Origin of the sequence: Pseudomonas sp. OTU750018 (assembly GCF_011636575.1) — a bacterium.
Classification (GTDB): domain Bacteria; phylum Pseudomonadota; class Gammaproteobacteria; order Pseudomonadales; family Pseudomonadaceae; genus Aquipseudomonas; species Aquipseudomonas peli.
This window is the reverse complement of the sequence record NZ_JAAPAU010000003.1, coordinates 373,059-389,982: the sequence shown is the minus strand read 5'-3', so window position 1 is coordinate 389,982 and position 16,924 is coordinate 373,059. Positions and strand designations below refer to the sequence as shown.

Genomic DNA, 16,924 nt, shown 5'->3' with positions numbered 1-16,924 from the left:
GATAGCCGATGAGTCTGCATAAGGAAGTGTCCTTCGAGAACGAGATCTGCGAACAGCTGGCCGCTAGTGGCTGGCTCTACGCCGAAGGCGACGCGCAGGCCTATGACCGCACACGGGCGCTGTTCCCTGCCGACCTGCTCGACTGGGTCAAGAGCACCCAGCCACAGGCTTGGGAGGCGCTGAGTAAGAACCATGGCGCAGCCGCCGAGGCGGTGCTGCTCGATCGTTTGCGCAAATCCCTCGACGAGCGCGGCACCCTCGATGTGTTGCGCCAAGGCATCGAGTTGCTGGGCCTGCGTCAGCCGCTGCAATTGGCGCAGTTCAAGCCGGCGCTAAGCATGAACCCGGAGCTGACCGCCAAGTACGCGGCCAACCGTCTGCGCGTGGTACGCCAGGTACGCTACTCGCTGACCTGCGAAAACTCCATCGACCTGGTGCTGTTCCTTAACGGCATTCCCGTTGCGACATGCGAGCTGAAAACTGATTTCACTCAGTCGGTGCAGGATGCGGTGGATCAATACCGCTTCGACCGCGAGCCAAAGCCCAAGGGCCGGACAGAACCGCTGCTGAGCTTCCCCTGTGGCGCGCTGGTACACTTTGCCGTGAGCAACCGTGAAGTGCAGATGACCACCCGCCTGGAGGGCGCGGCAACGCGCTTTCTGCCGTTCAACCTGGGTAACGATGGCGGTGCAGGCAACCCACTCAACCCGGCTGGCCATGCCACGGCCTATCTCTGGCAGCAGGTATGGCAACGCGACAGCTGGCTGGAGATCATCGCCCGCTACCTGGTGGCGCAGAAGGACAAGAAGAAGCAGCTCAAGTCGATCATCTTTCCGCGTTACCACCAACTTGATGCCACGCGCAAACTGGTAGCCAAGGTGCTGGAGGAAGGGCCAGGCGGCAAGTTCCTGATCCAGCATTCGGCCGGCTCCGGCAAGACCAATTCGATTGCCTGGGCCGCGCACTTCCTCGCGGACTTGCATGACGCCGAGCAGCAGAAGCTGTTCCAGTCGGTGCTGGTGGTGTCTGACCGCACCGTACTGGACGCACAGCTGCAGGAGGCGATTTTCAGCTTCGAACGCACCACTGGGGTGGTGGCGACCATTACCGGTGAGTCGGCGAGCAAGAGCGGCGAGTTGGCCAAGGCGCTGGCTGGCGGCAAGAAGATCGTCGTGTGCACCATCCAGACCTTCCCCTTTGCCTTGAAGGCGGTGCAAGAGTTAGCCGCCACCGAGGGCAAGCGCTTTGCGGTAATCGCCGATGAGGCGCACTCGTCGCAGACCGGCGAGGCCGCATCCAAGCTCAAGCAGGTGCTGTCCATCGAGGAGCTGAAGGAACTGGCCGACGGTGGCGAAGCCAGTACCGAGGACATCCTCGCGGCGCAGATGAGTGCACGCTCGGCCGAGAGCGGCATCACCTACGTGGCCTTTACCGCCACGCCCAAGGCCAAAACCTTGGAGCTATTCGGTCGGCGGCCAAATCCAGAGCTGCCGGCATCGAGCAGCAACCTGCCGGCGCCGTTTCATGTGTACTCCATGCGCCAGGCTATCGAGGAGGGCTTTATCCTCGACGTGCTGCACAACTACACGGCGTACAAGACCGCATTCAAGCTGGCACACAACGGCGAGGAGCTGAGCGAAGCCGAGGTGGAACGCAGCCAGGCACTGAAAGGCATCATGCGCTGGGTGAAACTGCACCCCTACAACATCGCGCAAAAGGTGCAGGTGGTGATCGAACACTTCCGCGAAAACGTGCAGCCGCTGCTGGAGGGCAAAGCCAAAGCCATGGTGGTGGTTGCCAGCCGGCAGGAGGCAGTGCGCTGGCAGCTCGCAATCGACCAGTATGTGAAGCGCCAGGGCTATCCAATCGGCACCCTGGTGGCGTTCTCCGGCGAAGTGAATGACCCCGAGTCTGGCCCCGATCCTTTCACTGAAACCAGCCAGGCGCTGAACCCGCACCTGCGTGGCCGCGATATCCGCGAAGCGTTCAGCGGCGACGAGTACCAGATACTGCTGGTCGCCAATAAATTCCAGACCGGCTTCGACCAGCCGCTGCTCTGCGGCATGTACGTGGACAAAAAGCTGGGCGGCATTCAAGCGGTACAAACGCTGTCGCGACTCAACCGTGCCCATCCGAAGAAAGACACCACCTACGTACTGGACTTCGTCAACGAGCCGGACGAAATCCTCACGGCGTTCAAGGCTTACTACAGCACCGCCGAGCTGGAGGACGTGACAGACCCGCATCTGGTTTACGACCTGCGCACCAAACTGGACAGCGCCGGGCACTACGACCAGTTCGAGGTCGAGCGGGTGGTGGCGGTGCTGCTCAATCCAGCGGCCCGCCAGAGCGAGCTGAGCGCAGCATTGGAACCGGTGGCAAACCGTCTGCTGGTGCGCTATCGCATCGCGCAGGATGAGTGGCGCGCTGCCGAAGCGAACGGCGATGGTCAGACAATGAAAGAGGCCAAGGATGAAATGGATGCGCTGGTGCTGTTCAAGCGTGACATGGGTAGTTTCCAGCGTCTGTATGCCTTCCTCTCGCAGATATTCGACTACGGCAATACCGATATCGAGAAGCGCCAGCTGTTCTTCAAACATCTGCTGCCACTGATCGAATTCGGCCGGGAGCGCGAAGGCGTGGACCTCTCCAAGCTGGAACTGGTGCGCTACAAACTCAAGGACAAGGGCACCCGCGACCTACCACTGGTAAACGGCGAGTACCCGAAACTGCCACCGATGAGCGCCACCGGCAGCGGCCAAGTACAGGAGAAGGAAAAGCTCTACCTCAGCCAGATTGTCGAGAAGGTTAACGAGCTGTTCGGCGCAGACACCACCGACGGCGACAAGCTGTCCTGGCTCAACAGCCAGCGCGAGAAGCTACTGGAGTCCGAGGTGCTGGCGCAGCAGGCGGCGAACAACACCAAGGAGCAGTTCGCCAGTTCGCCCGACCTGACGCGGGTGTTTATCGATGCGCTGATCGACAGCCATTCGGCGCAGAGCAACCTGAGCTTGCAGGCGCTGAACTCGGAGCAGATTCAACGCGAGGTTATCAATCTGCTGCTGGGGCCGACGCGGCTGTACGAGGCATTACGAGGACAAATTAATACTTGACTCTAGTGTCCAGCAGCGCAGTCGGATGACAGCTATATCACCTCAAATACAAGTGAGCTCAGCGGCAAATACAGGTGACTTAACCTACAAATACAGGTGACCTCGGCGTAAATACGAGTGACCTCTCCAGTGCATTGCTCAAAAAACACGAGCAGCACCTCGATGACATGGTTGAGATGTATTTGAACGACGTGAGCTGATCGACCCGTTTTGCATCTGCGCGACAGCCAACTGTAACCAGGCGACACCATGACCGGCCAAGCCCGGCGCGGCCGGTAAACGGCTTGGCGGTCAGCGAAACGCTATGCTAGCTTGACGCCTCGCCAGGGAGGCCACGCAACGCCTGAGCGCAACCGAAGAATAAGAGGACACTCCATGGCCGAGGCCACGCCCGCGCTGGAAATACGCGACTTGCATAAACGCTACGGCGACCTTGAGGTGCTCAAGGGCATCTCCCTCACTGCTCGCGACGGCGATGTGATTTCCATCCTCGGTTCTTCCGGCTCCGGTAAGTCGACCTTTCTGCGCTGCATCAACCTGCTGGAAAACCCGCACAAGGGGCAGATCATCCTCGCGGGTGAAGAGCTCAAGCTCAAAGCCGCGAAGAATGGCGACCTGGTCGCCGCCGACAGCCGCCAGATCAATCGCCTGCGCAGCGAGATCGGCTTCGTCTTCCAGAATTTCAATCTGTGGCCGCACATGAGCGTGCTCGACAACATCATCGAGGCGCCACGCCGCGTGTTGGGGCAGAGCAAGGCCGAGGCCATTGAGGTGGCCGAAGCGCTGCTGGCCAAGGTCGGTATTGCTGACAAGCGCCATGTTTATCCGAATCAGCTTTCCGGCGGCCAGCAACAGCGCGCGGCAATTGCCCGCACCCTGGCCATGCAGCCGAAAGTCATCCTGTTCGATGAGCCCACTTCGGCTCTCGACCCGGAGATGGTACAAGAAGTGCTTAATGTGATCCGCGCACTCGCCGAAGAAGGCCGCACCATGCTGCTGGTAACACATGAAATGGGCTTTGCCCGCCAAGTGTCCAGCGAGGTGGTGTTTCTGCATCAGGGCCTGGTTGAAGAACAGGGCTCCCCGGAGCAGGTGTTCGACAACCCGAACTCGGCGCGCTGCAAACAATTCATGTCCAGCAATCACTGAAAACACGGAGCAACTACGCATGCAGAACTATAAGAAGATCCTGCTGGCCGCGGCCGCTACACTGGCCTTCGGCACCAGCGCCGTCGCCGCAGACAAGCTGAAAATCGGTACCGAAGGTGCTTACCCACCATTCAACCTGATCGATGCCAGTGGCCAGGTCGGCGGTTTTGACGTGGAAATCGGCCAGGCCCTGTGCGCCAAAATGAAGGTCGAGTGCGAAGTGGTCACCTCCGACTGGGACGGCATCATCCCGGCTCTGAACGCGAAGAAATTCGACTTCCTGATCGCCTCCATGTCGATCACCGAAGAACGCAAAGTGGCGGTGGACTTCACCGAACCCTACTACACCAACAAGCTGCAGTTCATCGCACCGAAAGGCGGCGACTTCAAGACTGATAAAGCCAGCCTGAAAGGCAAAGTGATCGGCGCTCAGCGCGCCACCATCGCTGGCACCTGGCTGGAAGATAACCTCAATGGCGTGGTCGACATCAAGCTGTACGACACCCAGGAAAACGCCTACCTCGACCTGTCCTCGGGCCGTCTCGATGGCGTGCTGGCTGACACCTTCGTTAACTGGGAATGGCTGAAGAGCGACGCTGGCAAGAGCTTCGAGTTCAAAGGCGACCCGGTATTCGACAACGACAAGATCGGCATTGCCGTTCGCAAGGGTGATGCCCTGCGCGACAAGCTGAACGCCGCACTGGCCGAGATCGTGGCTGACGGCACTTACAAGAAGATCAACGACAAGTACTTCCCGTTCAGCATCTACTAAGCTGCCGGCACTGCGTCGCCCGCCCGGGCGGCGCAGGCTTCTGAGCCCCTATGAATTTCGACCTCTACGGATTCGGCCCGGCCCTGGCTGCTGGCACCCTGATGACCATCAAGCTGGCGCTCAGCGCGCTGTGCCTGGGTCTGGTGCTCGGCTTGCTCGGCGCCCTCGCCAAGACTTCCCCGTACAAGCCGCTGCAATGGCTTGGCGGTACTTACTCGACCATCGTGCGCGGGATTCCCGAGCTGCTCTGGGTGCTGCTGATCTATTTCGGCACCGTGCAACTGATGCGCAACCTGGCGGACCTGCTCGGCATCGAAAGCCTTGAGCTGAACGCCTTCGCCGCCGGCACCATTGCCCTCGGCATCTGCTTCGGCGCGTACGCCACCGAAGTGTTTCGCGGCGCGATCCTGGCCATCCCCAAAGGCCACCGCGAAGCCGGCCAAGCCTTGGGCATGTCCAAACCACGGATCTTCTGGCGGCTGATCCTGCCGCAGATGTGGCGCATCGCCCTGCCCGGTCTGGGCAACCTGTTTATGATTCTGATGAAGGACACCGCACTGGTCTCGGTGATCGGCCTTGAAGAAATCATGCGCCGCTCGCAAATCGCCGTGACCACCAGCAAGGAGCCCTTCACCTTTTATATGGTGGCGGCCTTTATCTACCTCGGCCTGACCGTACTCGCGATGATCGGCATGCACTTCCTTGAAAAACGCTCCAGCCGTGGCTTTGTCAGGAGCGCGTCATGAGAAAGATCTCTGAAATCGCGGCCTGGTCGGTTGCCGTTGCGCTTATTGCCTATGCGCTGTGGAGCGGTCTAACTGCCCTTAACTGGGACGTGATCATCAAGTGGCTGCCGCGGCTGTCTGAAGGCGCCCTGTTGACCCTGGAGCTGGTGGGTATCGCGGTTCTCGCCGGGTTGATTCTCGCCCTACCGATGGGCATCGCCCGCGCGTCGCGGCACTGGTATGTGCGCGCACTGCCCTATGGCTACATCTTCTTCTTCCGTGGCACACCACTGTTGGTGCAATTGTTCCTGGTCTACTACGGCCTGGCGCAGTTCGATGCAGTGCGCGAAGGCCCGCTCTGGCCCTATCTGCGCTCACCCTACTGGTGCGCGGTGCTGACCATGACCCTGCACACCGCCGCCTATATCGCTGAGATTTTGCGCGGGGCGATTCAGGCCGTGCCGCCGGGCGAGATCGAAGCCGCTCGTGCGCTAGGTATGTCGCGCGCCAAGACGATGTTCTATATCGTCCTGCCACGCGCCGCGCGTATCGGCCTGCCTGCCTACAGCAACGAAGTAATCCTGATGCTCAAGGCCAGCGCCCTGGCCAGCACCGTGACTCTGTTGGAGCTGACCGGCATGGCCCGCACCATCATCGCCCGCACCTACCTACCGGTGGAGATCTTCTTTGCTGCGGGGATGTTCTACCTGCTGATCGCCTTCCTGCTGGTGCACGGCTTCAAGCTGCTGGAACGCTGGCTGCGCGTCGACGCCTGCCAGGGCCGCTGATTGCCTGAGGGCTCGCACCCTCAGGCACCGCCATCATGCCAACCACAACTCCCGCCCAGATCCTGCAAGACGTTGCCCTGTTGCAGCGCTTTCAGGCAGTAGATAGCTTTCTTATCGAACACCAAACACTATGGCGGCCACGGCCATTTGTGCATTACCCCGCACTCCCCTGGGAAGCCGAGCACCCACAACTGGCCGCCTGGCTTAGGGCACAAAGCCTGGAGCATGCCGAAGCCGCACATAACCAGCCCCACCTGCTGCAAGCACCTGCGCCCTTCCTGCAACTGGCCGCCCAAGCTCATGACCTAAGCCAAATTGGTGAACTGCCACAGTCACCCGCGACGGTATTGCCTGCGCGCTTTAGCAGCGATGTACCGGGGCGCAAATGGCAACAGATTGATGCCTTCGCCCGCAGCCTGAGTTTTACCCATACACCGCAACACTGGCTGGACTGGTGCGCCGGCAAAGGCCACCTCGGCCGCATGCTGGCACACACGGGCGGCAGCCTGACCTGCCTGGAATACAACCCACAGCTGGTCAGCAGTGGCCAACAGCTCAGCCATAAACTCGGCATCGCCGCGCAGCATATCGAGCAGGATGTGCTGGCCGCCGACGCCGCGAAGCAACTGCAGGCGCAGCACACCCCCGTGGCGCTGCATGCCTGCGGCGAACTGCATACGCGCCTGCTGCAACTGGCCAGCCAGGTCGGCTGCCAGCACGTGGCCGTGGCGCCCTGCTGCTACAACCGCATCAGCACTGCGAGCTATCAGCCACTATCGGCAAGCGCCCAGGCCTCATCACTGCAACTGTCTATCGACGATCTCGGCCTCCCACTGAGCGAAACCGTCACTGCAGGCGCCCGCATTCGCCGGCAGCGCGATCAGTCCATGGCCTGGCGCCTGTCCTTCGATCTGTTGCAGCGCCAACTTCGTGGTATCGACGAGTACTTGCCAACGCCATCCCTGCCGCCAGCCTGGCTCGACAAATCGTTTGCCAATTACTGCCAAGACCTCGCCGCACTTAAACAGCTGCCCACCCCCGCGAAACAAAACTGGCAACAGCTCGAACAACAAGGCTGGCAACGTCTGGCCGAGGTGCGCAATCTGGAACTGCTGCGCGGATTATTCCGCCGCCCATTGGAACTCTGGCTACTGCTCGACCGCGCCCTCTACCTGCAGGAACGCGGCTACACCGTACGCCTTGGCACCTTTTGCAGCCGCCAACAGAGCCCGAGAAACCTGCTACTGCTGGCAGAACGCCAGCAAAACTTGCCCACAGCATCTGTGGATAACTCTGTTGACAGAATCTGAGCAAATCGCGCAAAAGCCCGCCCCAGCTGAATTTTGCCAAGCTGCGCATTTTTTAATCTGAAAATATAGCTTGTAAAAACATAGACTTAGCCAATACCGCGAACCAGCGCACAAAGTCTGCGCACGTCCGTGCCAAATGCCCTGCTTATGTGCATAACGATTTAGCTACTGATAACAATGCCTGCACAGAACTACGCTCAGACGGCTTTACTCAGCCAAATGAATGGATATAATGGCGACCCTCAAAGGCCGGTATAGCTCAGCTGGTAGAGCAACTGACTTGTAATCAGTAGGTCCCGGGTTCGATTCCTGGTGCCGGCACCATACAAAGAAAGCCCCGCAGCGATGCGGGGCTTTTTTTTGCCGAAAAAATACTGCAGCTTGCTCACCTAGACGCGGCTTGCAACACTGCCCGCAATATTAACCGGCTACCTGAGCAACGGAAGGTATAAGTCTGTGCGTATCCTGATCACCGGCGGCGCCGGCTTTATTGGCTCGGCACTGATTCGTCATCTGCTGAATCACACCGAGCATCAGGTGCTTAACCTCGACAAGCTGACCTATGCCGGCAACCTCGAGTCGTTGGCCAGTGTTGCCAATCATCCCGGCTATCGCTTCATGCAGGCCGACATTGCCGACAGTGCAGCCGTCAGCCAGGCACTGGCTGAATTTCAGCCGGACGCGATCATGCACTTGGCGGCTGAATCGCATGTCGATCGCTCCATCGACGGCCCAGCAGCGTTTATCCAAACCAATATTGTCGGCACCTATACGCTGCTCGAAGCCACGCGCAGTTATTGGATGCAGCTGGATCCGGCACGCAAAGCCGCGTTTCGCTTTCACCATATCTCGACCGATGAAGTGTATGGCGACCTGCACGGTGTAGATGATCTGTTCACCGAGGCCACAGCCTACGCACCCAGCTCGCCCTACTCGGCGAGTAAGGCCGCGTCGGATCATCTAGTCCGCGCCTGGCAACGCACCTATGGCTTGCCAGTACTGCTGACCAACTGCTCGAACAACTACGGCCCTTACCACTTTCCAGAAAAACTGATCCCGCTGATGATCCTCAATGCTCTGGATGGCAAGCCGCTACCGGTTTACGGCAACGGCCAGCAGGTGCGTGACTGGCTGTATGTGGAAGACCATGCCCGCGCGCTGTTAACGGTGGTGAGTGAAGGCAAGGTAGGCGAGACCTACAATATCGGCGGGCATAACGAGCAGAAGAACCTGCATGTGGTGGAGAGCATTTGCGCGTTATTGGACGAGCTGTGCCCACGCCAGAACGGCTCCTATAAAGAGCAGATCAATTTCGTGACCGACCGCCCAGGTCATGATCTGCGCTATGCCATCGATGCCAGCAAGATCGAACGCGAGCTGGGCTGGAAACCTGAGGAAACCTTCACCAGCGGCCTGCGCAAAACCGTACTCTGGTACCTGAATAATCTCGACTGGTGCCGCCGCGTACAGGATGGCAGCTACCAGCGCGAACGCCTCGGCGCACTATAAGGAGCAGCACAATGAAAGGCATCATTCTCGCCGGTGGCTCCGGCAGTCGCCTGCACCCCATCACCCTAGGGGTGTCCAAACAGCTGCTGCCGATCTACGACAAACCGATGATCTACTACCCGATATCCGTGCTGATGCTCGCGGGTGTGCGCGAGATTCTGATTATCTCCACCCCGCAGGACTTGCCGAACTTTCGCAAGATGCTCGGTGATGGCAGCCAGTTTGGTGTGCGTTTCGAGTACATCGAACAACCCTCACCCGACGGTCTGGCCCAGGCCTTTATTCTGGGCGAAGAATTTATCGGCAAGGATTCGGTGTGCCTGATCCTTGGCGACAACATTTTCCATGGCCAGCACTTCACCGAAAAACTTCTGCGCGCTGCAGCCGAACCATCAGGAGCTACGGTTTTCGGCTACTGGGTCAAGGACCCGCAGCGCTTTGGCGTGATCGAGTTCGACACTCAGGGTAAGGCCATCTCCATTGAGGAAAAGCCCGTCATACCTAAGTCCAGTTACGCGGTGACTGGCCTGTATTTTTACGACAACGATGTGATTGAGATTGCCAAAGCGGTCCAACCCTCGCCGCGTGGTGAGCTGGAAATAACCGACGTCAACAACGCCTACTTGCAGCGCGGTGACTTGCGCGTCGAACGTTTCGGCCGTGGCTTTGCCTGGCTCGACACCGGCACCCACGACAGCCTGCTGGATGCATCGCAATACGTGCAGACCATCGAGCACCGCCAGGGCCTGAAAGTCGCCTGCCTGGAAGAAATCGCCTACCAGCAGGGCTGGATTGATCGTCAGCAACTACTGGCGCAGGCCACTATTTTCGGCAAGACCGGCTACGGCCAGTACCTGTTCAAACTGGCCGAGGAGTGAGCATGCAGGCAATCAACACAGAGCTGCCCGGCGTGATCATCCTCGAACCCAAGGTGTTCGGCGATCAGCGCGGCTTTTTCTTCGAGAGTTTCAACGCCCGAGACTTTGCCGATGCCACCGGCCTGCAGTGCGCGTTCGTTCAGGACAACCATTCGCGCTCAGCCAAAGGGGTGCTGCGTGGCCTGCATTATCAGGTGCAACAGACGCAGGGCAAATTGGTGCGGGTCACCGCCGGCGAAGTCTATGACGTAGCCGTGGATCTACGCCGCAGCTCGCCCACCTTCGGCCGCTGGGTCGGAGTGCACCTGTCCGCCGAAAACAATCGGCAGTTGTGGGTGCCGGAAGGGTTTGCCCATGGTTTTGTGGTGCTCAGTGAGTTCGCCGAGTTTCTCTACAAAACCACCGACTACTATGCGCCGGAACATGAGCGCTGCATCCGCTGGGATGACCCAACACTGGCCATTGACTGGCCGCTGGATAGTGCACCGCAGCTATCCGCCAAGGACCAGGCCGGCGTCAGCTTCGTCGATGCGCAGGTCCTCCCATGAAAGTTCTCCTGCTCGGCCAACACGGCCAGGTGAGTCAGGAACTGCAGCGCGCCCTGCACGGTGCCGCCGAGTTGACGGTACTGGGCCGCGAGCAGCTGGATCTGGCTCAGCCGGAGCGGATTCGCCAACAGCTTCAGCTACTGCGCCCCGAGCTGATCATCAATGCCGCCGCGCACACAGCGGTCGATCAGGCCGAGAGCGAGCCGGAGCTGGCCTTCGCGATCAACGCCACGGCACCGGGCATCCTCGCCGAAACAGCCGCCGAACTGAGTGTTCCGCTGATCCACTACTCCACCGACTATGTGTTCGATGGCAGCCTGGCCGAGCCTTACCGCGAAAACGATACCACCCATCCACTGAGCGTATACGGGCGCAGCAAACTGGCGGGCGAGCAGGCGATTCAGGCCGTGGGCGGCAAGCACCTTATTCTGCGCACCAGCTGGGTTTACTCGCAGCACGGCAAGAACTTTCTGCTGACCATGCAACGCCTGCTGCAAGAACGCGAAAGCTTATCCGTGGTGGACGATCAGATCGGCGCGCCCACTTGGGCCGGCACGATTGCGCAAGCCACTGCGCAGCTGATCACGCAGTGGCGTAGCGGCCATCCAGGCCCGTGGGGGGTCTATCACCTGACCGCACAAGGCGAAACCAGCTGGTTCGGTTTTGCCCGCGCGATTGCTGCGCACCTGCACAGCCAAGGCAAAACCGTGGCGACGCTGCACCCCATCCCCAGCAGCGCTTATCCAACCCCGGCGCAGCGCCCACTGAATTCGCGTCTGGACTGCAGCCGCCTGCAGCAGGACTGGCAGGTTCAACTGCCAACCTGGCAGGCTGCGCTGGAGCAGTGCCTCGCTCATCGCTAAGCCCTGAAGCGCTGTATCTGCTGCTGCAATCCTGTGGCCAGTTGCGCCAGATCGCGGCTGGCAATCGAGCTTTGCTCGGCACCGTTGACCACATCACCGATGCTGTCATTGAGGCTGCTGATGTTCTCGCTGATCTCATTCGCCACTGCCGTTTGCTGTTCCGTGGCAGCGGAAATCTGCACATTGCCGTCGGCGATACCTTCAATCGCAAGGGCAATGTGATTGAGCACCTCACCCGCCTCACGGGCACGGCTGACACTGTTTTGCGCCTGCTCGCGCGACAGCTGCATCGCACTGACCGCACTGCGTGCGCCGCCTTGCAGGGCATCGATCATGCTGCGGATCGATTCAGTGGCTTTCTGCGTATTACTGGCCAGGCTGCGCACTTCATCAGCCACCACGGCAAAGCCGCGCCCCGCTTCGCCCGCACGCGCTGCCTCAATGGCGGCATTCAGCGCCAGCAGGTTGGTTTGCTCGGCAATACTTTGGATCACCCCAAGCACCTTGCTGATTTCATCGCTCTGGCTGTGCAGGGTGTCGATCACCTCACCGGCTTTTTCCACCGAGGTCGACAGCCCCTGAATCGATGTGAGGTTGGACTGCACCAACTCGCTGCCCTGGCGCGCTTCCTTATTCGCGTCCGCGGCATTGCTGGCAGTGGCCTGCGCATTGCGCGCGACCTCCTGCACCGCCACGCTCATCTGGTGCACGGCGGTAGCCACCATGCTGGTTTGGTCGCCTTGGGCCGTGGCGGCCTGACTGACCTGAGCACTGATCGCACTCATTTCCTCGGACGCCGCCGCCAGCTGCGTGGCGGTGTCGGTCAAATGGCGGATCAACGCCTGCTGGTGCTCTAACATGGCATTGAAGGCCCGCGCGGTATCGGACACCTCATCTCGGCCGCGGGTGTCAGCACGCAGGGTCAAGTTGGATGACTCCTGCACCTCGCTGATCACGCTGCGCAAACCGGACAGCGGGCGAATGATCGACAGGCTGATCATTACGGCGGCCACCAGCACCAGCACCAACGCAACGGCGCCGATCAACAGGAAGGTATTACGGATGGCCAAGTACTGGGCCGTGGTCTCGACGTTGAGCCGCTCGCCCTCGCTCAGCTGCAAACTGATCAACCCTTCCAGCTCGCCACCCAGCGGATCGAAGGTGTCATACAGGGTGCGGTTGAACGAGGCAGCTTCGGCCGCCAGTAACTGGCCATTTGCGAGTTGCCCCAGGTACTGGTCCGCCAGTTGCTGGACCTTCAACAGGAGTGGCTTGGTGCGCTCGACCCGGCTACTTTCGTCACGGGTCAGTCGAGTGGCGATGTACTCGGCCCAGGCTTTGTCGCCACGGCTCCTGGCATCGCTGAATGCCTTGCGCAATGCGGCTTCATCGAACACCCCAGCGCGGTATTTATGCAACGCATCGACCATCGCCACCGCGTAGGCATCCGACACCACCTTGAGCTGGCTGATCGGCTGCATGCGGTCGGTAAACAACTCGTCAAAACTGTCATTCAGCTTGCTGGCATTGGACAACGCCATGCTGATCACCACAATCAGCACCAGCAGCGGCACCACCGCCAACAGCAGCAACCTCGCCCGTACCGTCAATTGAGCCAGCATCAGGGTATCTCCAGGACTAAAGCGCAGCCGTCCATGCAGGGCGCAAGCGGGCGGTACCATTACTCCAGGGCGATGCCAAACGGCTTGAGTATTGACCCATATTGGCGAGCTTGCCCACTTATTGCATAACCGCCACTCTGAACTGATCACCCTGTACGAGTAAGCGCATGCCAACCGTTCATCCTCACCCGCGTCGTCCGCGTTGGCGCAGCCTGGCAGTCCTCGCCCTGCTGTTGACGCCTCTGTTGTGGCCGCTGCAGCAGCTGGCCGAGCGTTACTACAGCGGCGTCCTGGTCGAGCAGAACCGCCAGACCCTCGACCTCTACGTGGCCAACCTGCTTGGTACGCTGCGCCGCTACGAGGTGCTACCGCCGATTCTCGGCGACTTACCCGCCCTGCGTCTGGCCCTGCAACAGCCGACTGAGCGCACCCTGCTGGAGAACGCCAACCGCCTGCTTGACCAGGTGCGCGGGCAGACCGGCGCCGACGTGATCTACCTGATGGCCCCCAACGGCAACACCCTGGCGGCCTCCAACTGGGAGCAGGCCGACTCCTTTGTCGACCGCAACTTCGCCTTCCGCCCATATTTTCGCGAAGCCATCGCCGGCCGCCCAGGACGTTTCTTCGGCCTCGGCACCACCTCGGGCAAGCGCGGCTACTACTTCGCCGCCGCCGTGCGCGACGGTGAGCGCAACCTCGGCGCGCTGGTGGTCAAGGTCGACCTCGACCACACCGAAACCCTCTGGGGCAACACCCCGGAACAACTGCTGGTGACCGATGCCAATGGCGTGGTGATCCTCACGTCCAACAGCCAGTGGCGCTTTACCGCCAGTCGCCCGTTGGACGCCGCCGAACGCGCCGCAATCGCTGCCAACCTGCCCTACCCGACCCAGGCGCCACCGCCGATCAAGCTGGATGCGCAGAACTGGATTCGCCAGGACCGCGAACTCAAGGAAACCGGCTGGACCGTCAGTATTCTCGCCCCGCGCAGCCTGCTCGACCGCCCGGTACGGACAGCCTTGGTGGCCGGCGGCGGCATGCTGCTGTTGTTAATGCTGCTGCTTGGCCTGCTGATGCAGCGCCGCCGTCACTACCTGGAGCGCATCGCCCTCGACAGCCAGGCCCGTCAACAGTTGGAACAGCGTGTGCTGGAGCGCACCCTCGATCTGGAACGCCTCAATAGCCGGCTGAAGCAGGAAGTGCTGGAGCGCGAACAGGCCCAGCAGGAGCTGGTCCAAGCCCAGGATGAACTGGTGCAGGCGAGCAAACTCTCAGCCCTGGGCACCATGAGTGCGAGCATCAGCCATGAGCTCAATCAGCCGCTGGCAGCCATCCGCAGTTACGCCGACAACGCCGGGGTGCTGCTTGACCACCAGCGCGGCGACGAAGCCCGCGCCAACCTCAAGCTGATCAGCAAACTGACCGAGCGCATGGCCTCAATCATCGCCCACCTGCGCGCCTTCGCCCGCCGCGACCGTCACGCTCCGGAAAGCGTGGCCCTGCAGCCGGCCATCGACGATGCCCTGGCCCTATTGGCCAAACGTCGTCAAGCCATGCAGGTCGAGCTGACCCGTGACCTGCCGGACGCCACCCTGTGGGTGCAGGCTGGCGAAACCCGCCTGCGTCAGGTGCTCGGCAACCTGCTGGCCAATGCCCTCGACGCGTTGAGCGAAGTGCCGCAGCCACGCCGCCTGTGGCTAAGTGCCGAACTTACCGCCGAAGGCGTCGATCTACACCTGCGGGACAATGGCCCCGGCTTTAGCCAGGAGGCGCTGCAACGCGCCCGTGAGCCATTCTTCACCACCAAAACCAGCGCTCAGGGCCTCGGCCTCGGCCTGGCCATTTGCGATACCCTGATGCGCGCCCTGGGCGGTGAACTGCTGTTCGCCAACCACCCCGACGGCGGCGCCCAGCTGACCCTGCGCCTGCGCGCCGCGGATCAGGGCATCAAAACCCAGTCGCCAGAGGACTTTGTTGTATGAGCATGATTGACTCCCGCACCCAGGTGCTGCTGATCGACGACGACCCGCACCTGCGTCAGGCGCTGAGCCAGACTCTCGACCTGGCAGGGCTCAAGGTCAGCAGCCTGGCCGACGCCCATGGCGTCGCCGCGCGCATCGAGCGCGACTGGCCGGGCGTGGTGGTCAGCGATATCCGCATGCCCGGCATCGACGGCCTGCAACTGCTGCAACAACTGCAGGAACAGGACCCGGAACTGCCGGTACTGCTGATCACCGGCCACGGCGATGTGCCGCTGGCCGTGCAGGCCATGCGCGCCGGGGCCTATGACTTCTTGGAAAAACCCTTCGCCAGCGACGACCTGCTCGACAGCGTGCGCCGCGCCCTGGCGCTACGCCGCCTGGTACTGGATAACCGCAGCCTGCGCATGGCCCTGGCCGACCGCCACACCCTGTCGGCGCGTTTGGTCGGCCAATCGCCCGCGATGCTGCGCCTGCGTGAACAGATTGGCGCCCTGGCCGGGATCAACAGCGATGTGCTGATCCTCGGCGAAACCGGCGCCGGTAAGGAAGTGGTGGCGCGTGCGCTGCACGACCTGTCCAGCCGTCGCGCCGGGCCGTTCGTGGCGATCAACGCCGGCGCCCTGGCTGAATCAGTGGTGGAAAGCGAGCTGTTCGGCCATGAGCAAGGCGCCTTTACCGGGGCGCAGAAGCGCCGTATTGGCAAGTTCGAATTCGCCAATGGCGGCACGCTGTTCCTCGATGAAATCGAAAGCATGAGCCTGGAAGTGCAGGTCAAGCTGCTGCGCCTGCTGCAGGAGCGCGTGGTCGAACGCCTCGGCGGCAACCAGCTGATTCCCCTGGATATTCGGGTGATTGCCGCGACCAAGGAAGATCTGCGCCAGGCAGCCGACCAAGGACGTTTCCGCGCCGACCTGTATTACCGCCTGAACGTCGCGCCGCTGCGTATCCCGGCCCTGCGTGAGCGCGGTGAAGATGCGCTGCTGCTGTTCCAGCACTTTGCCGAAGCCGCCAGCAGCCGCCATGGCCTGGCTGAACGTAGCCTGCAGCCGAGTCAGCGCGCAGCGTTGCTGCGCCACCCCTGGCCGGGCAACGTGCGTGAGCTGCAGAACGCGGCAGAACGCTTCGCGCTCGGTTTGGAGCTGGATCTCGACCTGCAGGCCCAGGCGGCGGCGCCGTTACTCGATGAAGAGAGCAACAGCGGCGGCTTAAATGCCCAAGTAGAAGCCTTTGAACGCAGCCTGATCAGCGCCGAACTGAGCCGCTCGCACAGCTCGCTGCGAAGCCTCGCCGAAGCACTGGGCGTGCCGCGTAAAACCCTGCACGACAAGCTGCGCAAACATGGCCTGAGCTTCGCCGACGCTGGCGGAAGCTCGCCAGACAGCCTCGACTAGCTGGCGGATTTCCGCCAAAAGCTGCGTATAACGCCTACGCAGCCGCGCTGAAAATCTCCGGCAATAACCCGCCAAGCCTTGCCGCTGCTGCGTTTCATCACGCCCGCAGCGGCCATTTCAGCGCCTGGCATGGCGGTTGCTCTAGCCTCCTGCAGGCGACTCAACAACGCACAGCTCTAGGCAATCTGCCCGACGCCCGTCATTTTCTGACAGGCCGCCTAGACTTGAGCCTGTTCGCCCAACTTGTAGCGCTGCGGCGCATCACGCTATACAA

13 protein-coding genes and 1 tRNA gene are annotated in these 16,924 nt (G+C 61.2%); 13 read left to right on the top strand and 1 reads right to left on the bottom strand.

Annotation, left to right across the window (positions count from 1 at the left end; all coding sequences use genetic code 11):
- Positions 1-8 precede the first annotated feature (8 nt).
- From HCI85_RS17340 to rfbD, 11 genes are all read left to right on the top strand, one after another.
- Complete coding sequence (locus tag HCI85_RS17340) at positions 9-3,113, top strand: type I restriction endonuclease subunit R (protein WP_167146448.1); 3,105 nt, start codon at positions 9-11, stop codon at positions 3,111-3,113.
- 375 nt (positions 3,114-3,488) lie between these two features.
- Complete coding sequence (locus HCI85_RS17335; RefSeq protein ID WP_167146445.1) at positions 3,489-4,262, top strand: ABC transporter ATP-binding protein; 774 nt, start codon at positions 3,489-3,491, stop codon at positions 4,260-4,262.
- 19 nt (positions 4,263-4,281) lie between these two features.
- Positions 4,282-5,034 (top strand): ABC transporter substrate-binding protein, encoded by a 753-nt coding sequence (locus tag HCI85_RS17330; RefSeq protein WP_167146441.1) that lies wholly within the window; start codon positions 4,282-4,284, stop codon positions 5,032-5,034.
- A gap of 50 nt (positions 5,035-5,084) precedes the next feature.
- Positions 5,085-5,780 carry an ABC transporter permease gene (locus HCI85_RS17325; protein ID WP_167146438.1) on the top strand — a complete coding sequence of 232 codons (696 nt, stop codon included), beginning with the start codon at positions 5,085-5,087 and terminating at the stop codon, positions 5,778-5,780.
- Positions 5,777-6,547, top strand: a complete 771-nt coding sequence (locus tag HCI85_RS17320) for an ABC transporter permease (RefSeq protein ID WP_167146435.1) — start codon at positions 5,777-5,779, stop codon at positions 6,545-6,547. The genes HCI85_RS17325 and HCI85_RS17320 overlap by 4 nt, the downstream gene beginning before the upstream one ends.
- A 35-nt stretch (positions 6,548-6,582) precedes the next feature.
- Positions 6,583-7,857 carry a methyltransferase gene (locus tag HCI85_RS17315; RefSeq protein ID WP_167146432.1) on the top strand — a complete coding sequence of 425 codons (1,275 nt, stop codon included), beginning with the start codon at positions 6,583-6,585 and terminating at the stop codon, positions 7,855-7,857.
- Positions 7,858-8,105: 248 nt separating this feature from the next.
- Positions 8,106-8,181, top strand: a tRNA-Thr gene (locus HCI85_RS17310).
- Positions 8,182-8,313: 132 nt separating this feature from the next.
- Positions 8,314-9,366, top strand: coding sequence for a dTDP-glucose 4,6-dehydratase (gene rfbB, locus HCI85_RS17305; RefSeq protein ID WP_167146429.1), 1,053 nt, complete (start codon positions 8,314-8,316; stop codon positions 9,364-9,366).
- A gap of 11 nt (positions 9,367-9,377) precedes the next feature.
- Positions 9,378-10,244, top strand: a complete 867-nt coding sequence (gene rfbA / locus HCI85_RS17300; RefSeq protein ID WP_090254723.1) for a glucose-1-phosphate thymidylyltransferase RfbA — start codon at positions 9,378-9,380, stop codon at positions 10,242-10,244.
- A 2-nt stretch (positions 10,245-10,246) separates the two neighbouring features.
- The gene (gene rfbC / locus HCI85_RS17295; protein ID WP_167146425.1) at positions 10,247-10,792 is read left to right on the top strand and encodes a dTDP-4-dehydrorhamnose 3,5-epimerase; all 546 of its coding nucleotides are present in this window, start codon (positions 10,247-10,249) and stop codon (positions 10,790-10,792) included.
- The gene (gene rfbD / locus HCI85_RS17290) at positions 10,789-11,655 is read left to right on the top strand and encodes a dTDP-4-dehydrorhamnose reductase (protein WP_167146422.1); all 867 of its coding nucleotides are present in this window, start codon (positions 10,789-10,791) and stop codon (positions 11,653-11,655) included. The genes rfbC and rfbD overlap by 4 nt, the downstream gene beginning before the upstream one ends.
- Here the strand turns inward: rfbD and HCI85_RS17285 are convergent.
- Positions 11,652-13,277: a methyl-accepting chemotaxis protein gene (locus tag HCI85_RS17285; RefSeq protein ID WP_167146417.1), complete on the bottom strand. Its 1,626-nt coding sequence runs from the start codon at positions 13,275-13,277 to the stop codon at positions 11,652-11,654. The genes rfbD and HCI85_RS17285 overlap by 4 nt on opposite strands.
- Positions 13,278-13,444: 167 nt before the next feature.
- Between HCI85_RS17285 and HCI85_RS17280 the strand changes: the two genes are divergently transcribed.
- Both HCI85_RS17280 and HCI85_RS17275 read left to right on the top strand, forming a co-directional pair.
- Positions 13,445-15,259: a sensor histidine kinase gene (locus HCI85_RS17280; RefSeq protein WP_167146414.1), complete on the top strand. Its 1,815-nt coding sequence runs from the start codon at positions 13,445-13,447 to the stop codon at positions 15,257-15,259.
- Positions 15,256-16,650 carry a sigma-54-dependent transcriptional regulator gene (locus tag HCI85_RS17275; RefSeq protein WP_167146411.1) on the top strand — a complete coding sequence of 465 codons (1,395 nt, stop codon included), beginning with the start codon at positions 15,256-15,258 and terminating at the stop codon, positions 16,648-16,650. The genes HCI85_RS17280 and HCI85_RS17275 overlap by 4 nt, the downstream gene beginning before the upstream one ends.
- Positions 16,651-16,924: the final 274 nt, after the last annotated feature.

What these genes read in the sequence shown, in the direction of transcription:
- HCI85_RS17340 (WP_167146448.1), top strand. Translation starts at nt 9, where the DNA reads ATGAGTCTGCATAAGGAAGTGTCCTTCGAGAACGAGATCTGCGAACAG.
- HCI85_RS17335 (WP_167146445.1), top strand. Translation starts at nt 3,489, where the DNA reads ATGGCCGAGGCCACGCCCGCGCTGGAAATACGCGACTTGCATAAACGC.
- HCI85_RS17330 (WP_167146441.1), top strand. Translation starts at nt 4,282, where the DNA reads ATGCAGAACTATAAGAAGATCCTGCTGGCCGCGGCCGCTACACTGGCC.
- HCI85_RS17325 (WP_167146438.1), top strand. Translation starts at nt 5,085, where the DNA reads ATGAATTTCGACCTCTACGGATTCGGCCCGGCCCTGGCTGCTGGCACC.
- HCI85_RS17320 (WP_167146435.1), top strand. Translation starts at nt 5,777, where the DNA reads ATGAGAAAGATCTCTGAAATCGCGGCCTGGTCGGTTGCCGTTGCGCTT.
- HCI85_RS17315 (WP_167146432.1), top strand. Translation starts at nt 6,583, where the DNA reads ATGCCAACCACAACTCCCGCCCAGATCCTGCAAGACGTTGCCCTGTTG.
- rfbA (WP_090254723.1), top strand. Translation starts at nt 9,378, where the DNA reads ATGAAAGGCATCATTCTCGCCGGTGGCTCCGGCAGTCGCCTGCACCCC.
- rfbC (WP_167146425.1), top strand. Translation starts at nt 10,247, where the DNA reads ATGCAGGCAATCAACACAGAGCTGCCCGGCGTGATCATCCTCGAACCC.
- rfbD (WP_167146422.1), top strand. Translation starts at nt 10,789, where the DNA reads ATGAAAGTTCTCCTGCTCGGCCAACACGGCCAGGTGAGTCAGGAACTG.
- HCI85_RS17285 (WP_167146417.1), bottom strand. Translation starts at nt 13,277, where the DNA reads ATGCTGGCTCAATTGACGGTACGGGCGAGGTTGCTGCTGTTGGCGGTG.
- HCI85_RS17280 (WP_167146414.1), top strand. Translation starts at nt 13,445, where the DNA reads ATGCCAACCGTTCATCCTCACCCGCGTCGTCCGCGTTGGCGCAGCCTG.
- HCI85_RS17275 (WP_167146411.1), top strand. Translation starts at nt 15,256, where the DNA reads ATGAGCATGATTGACTCCCGCACCCAGGTGCTGCTGATCGACGACGAC.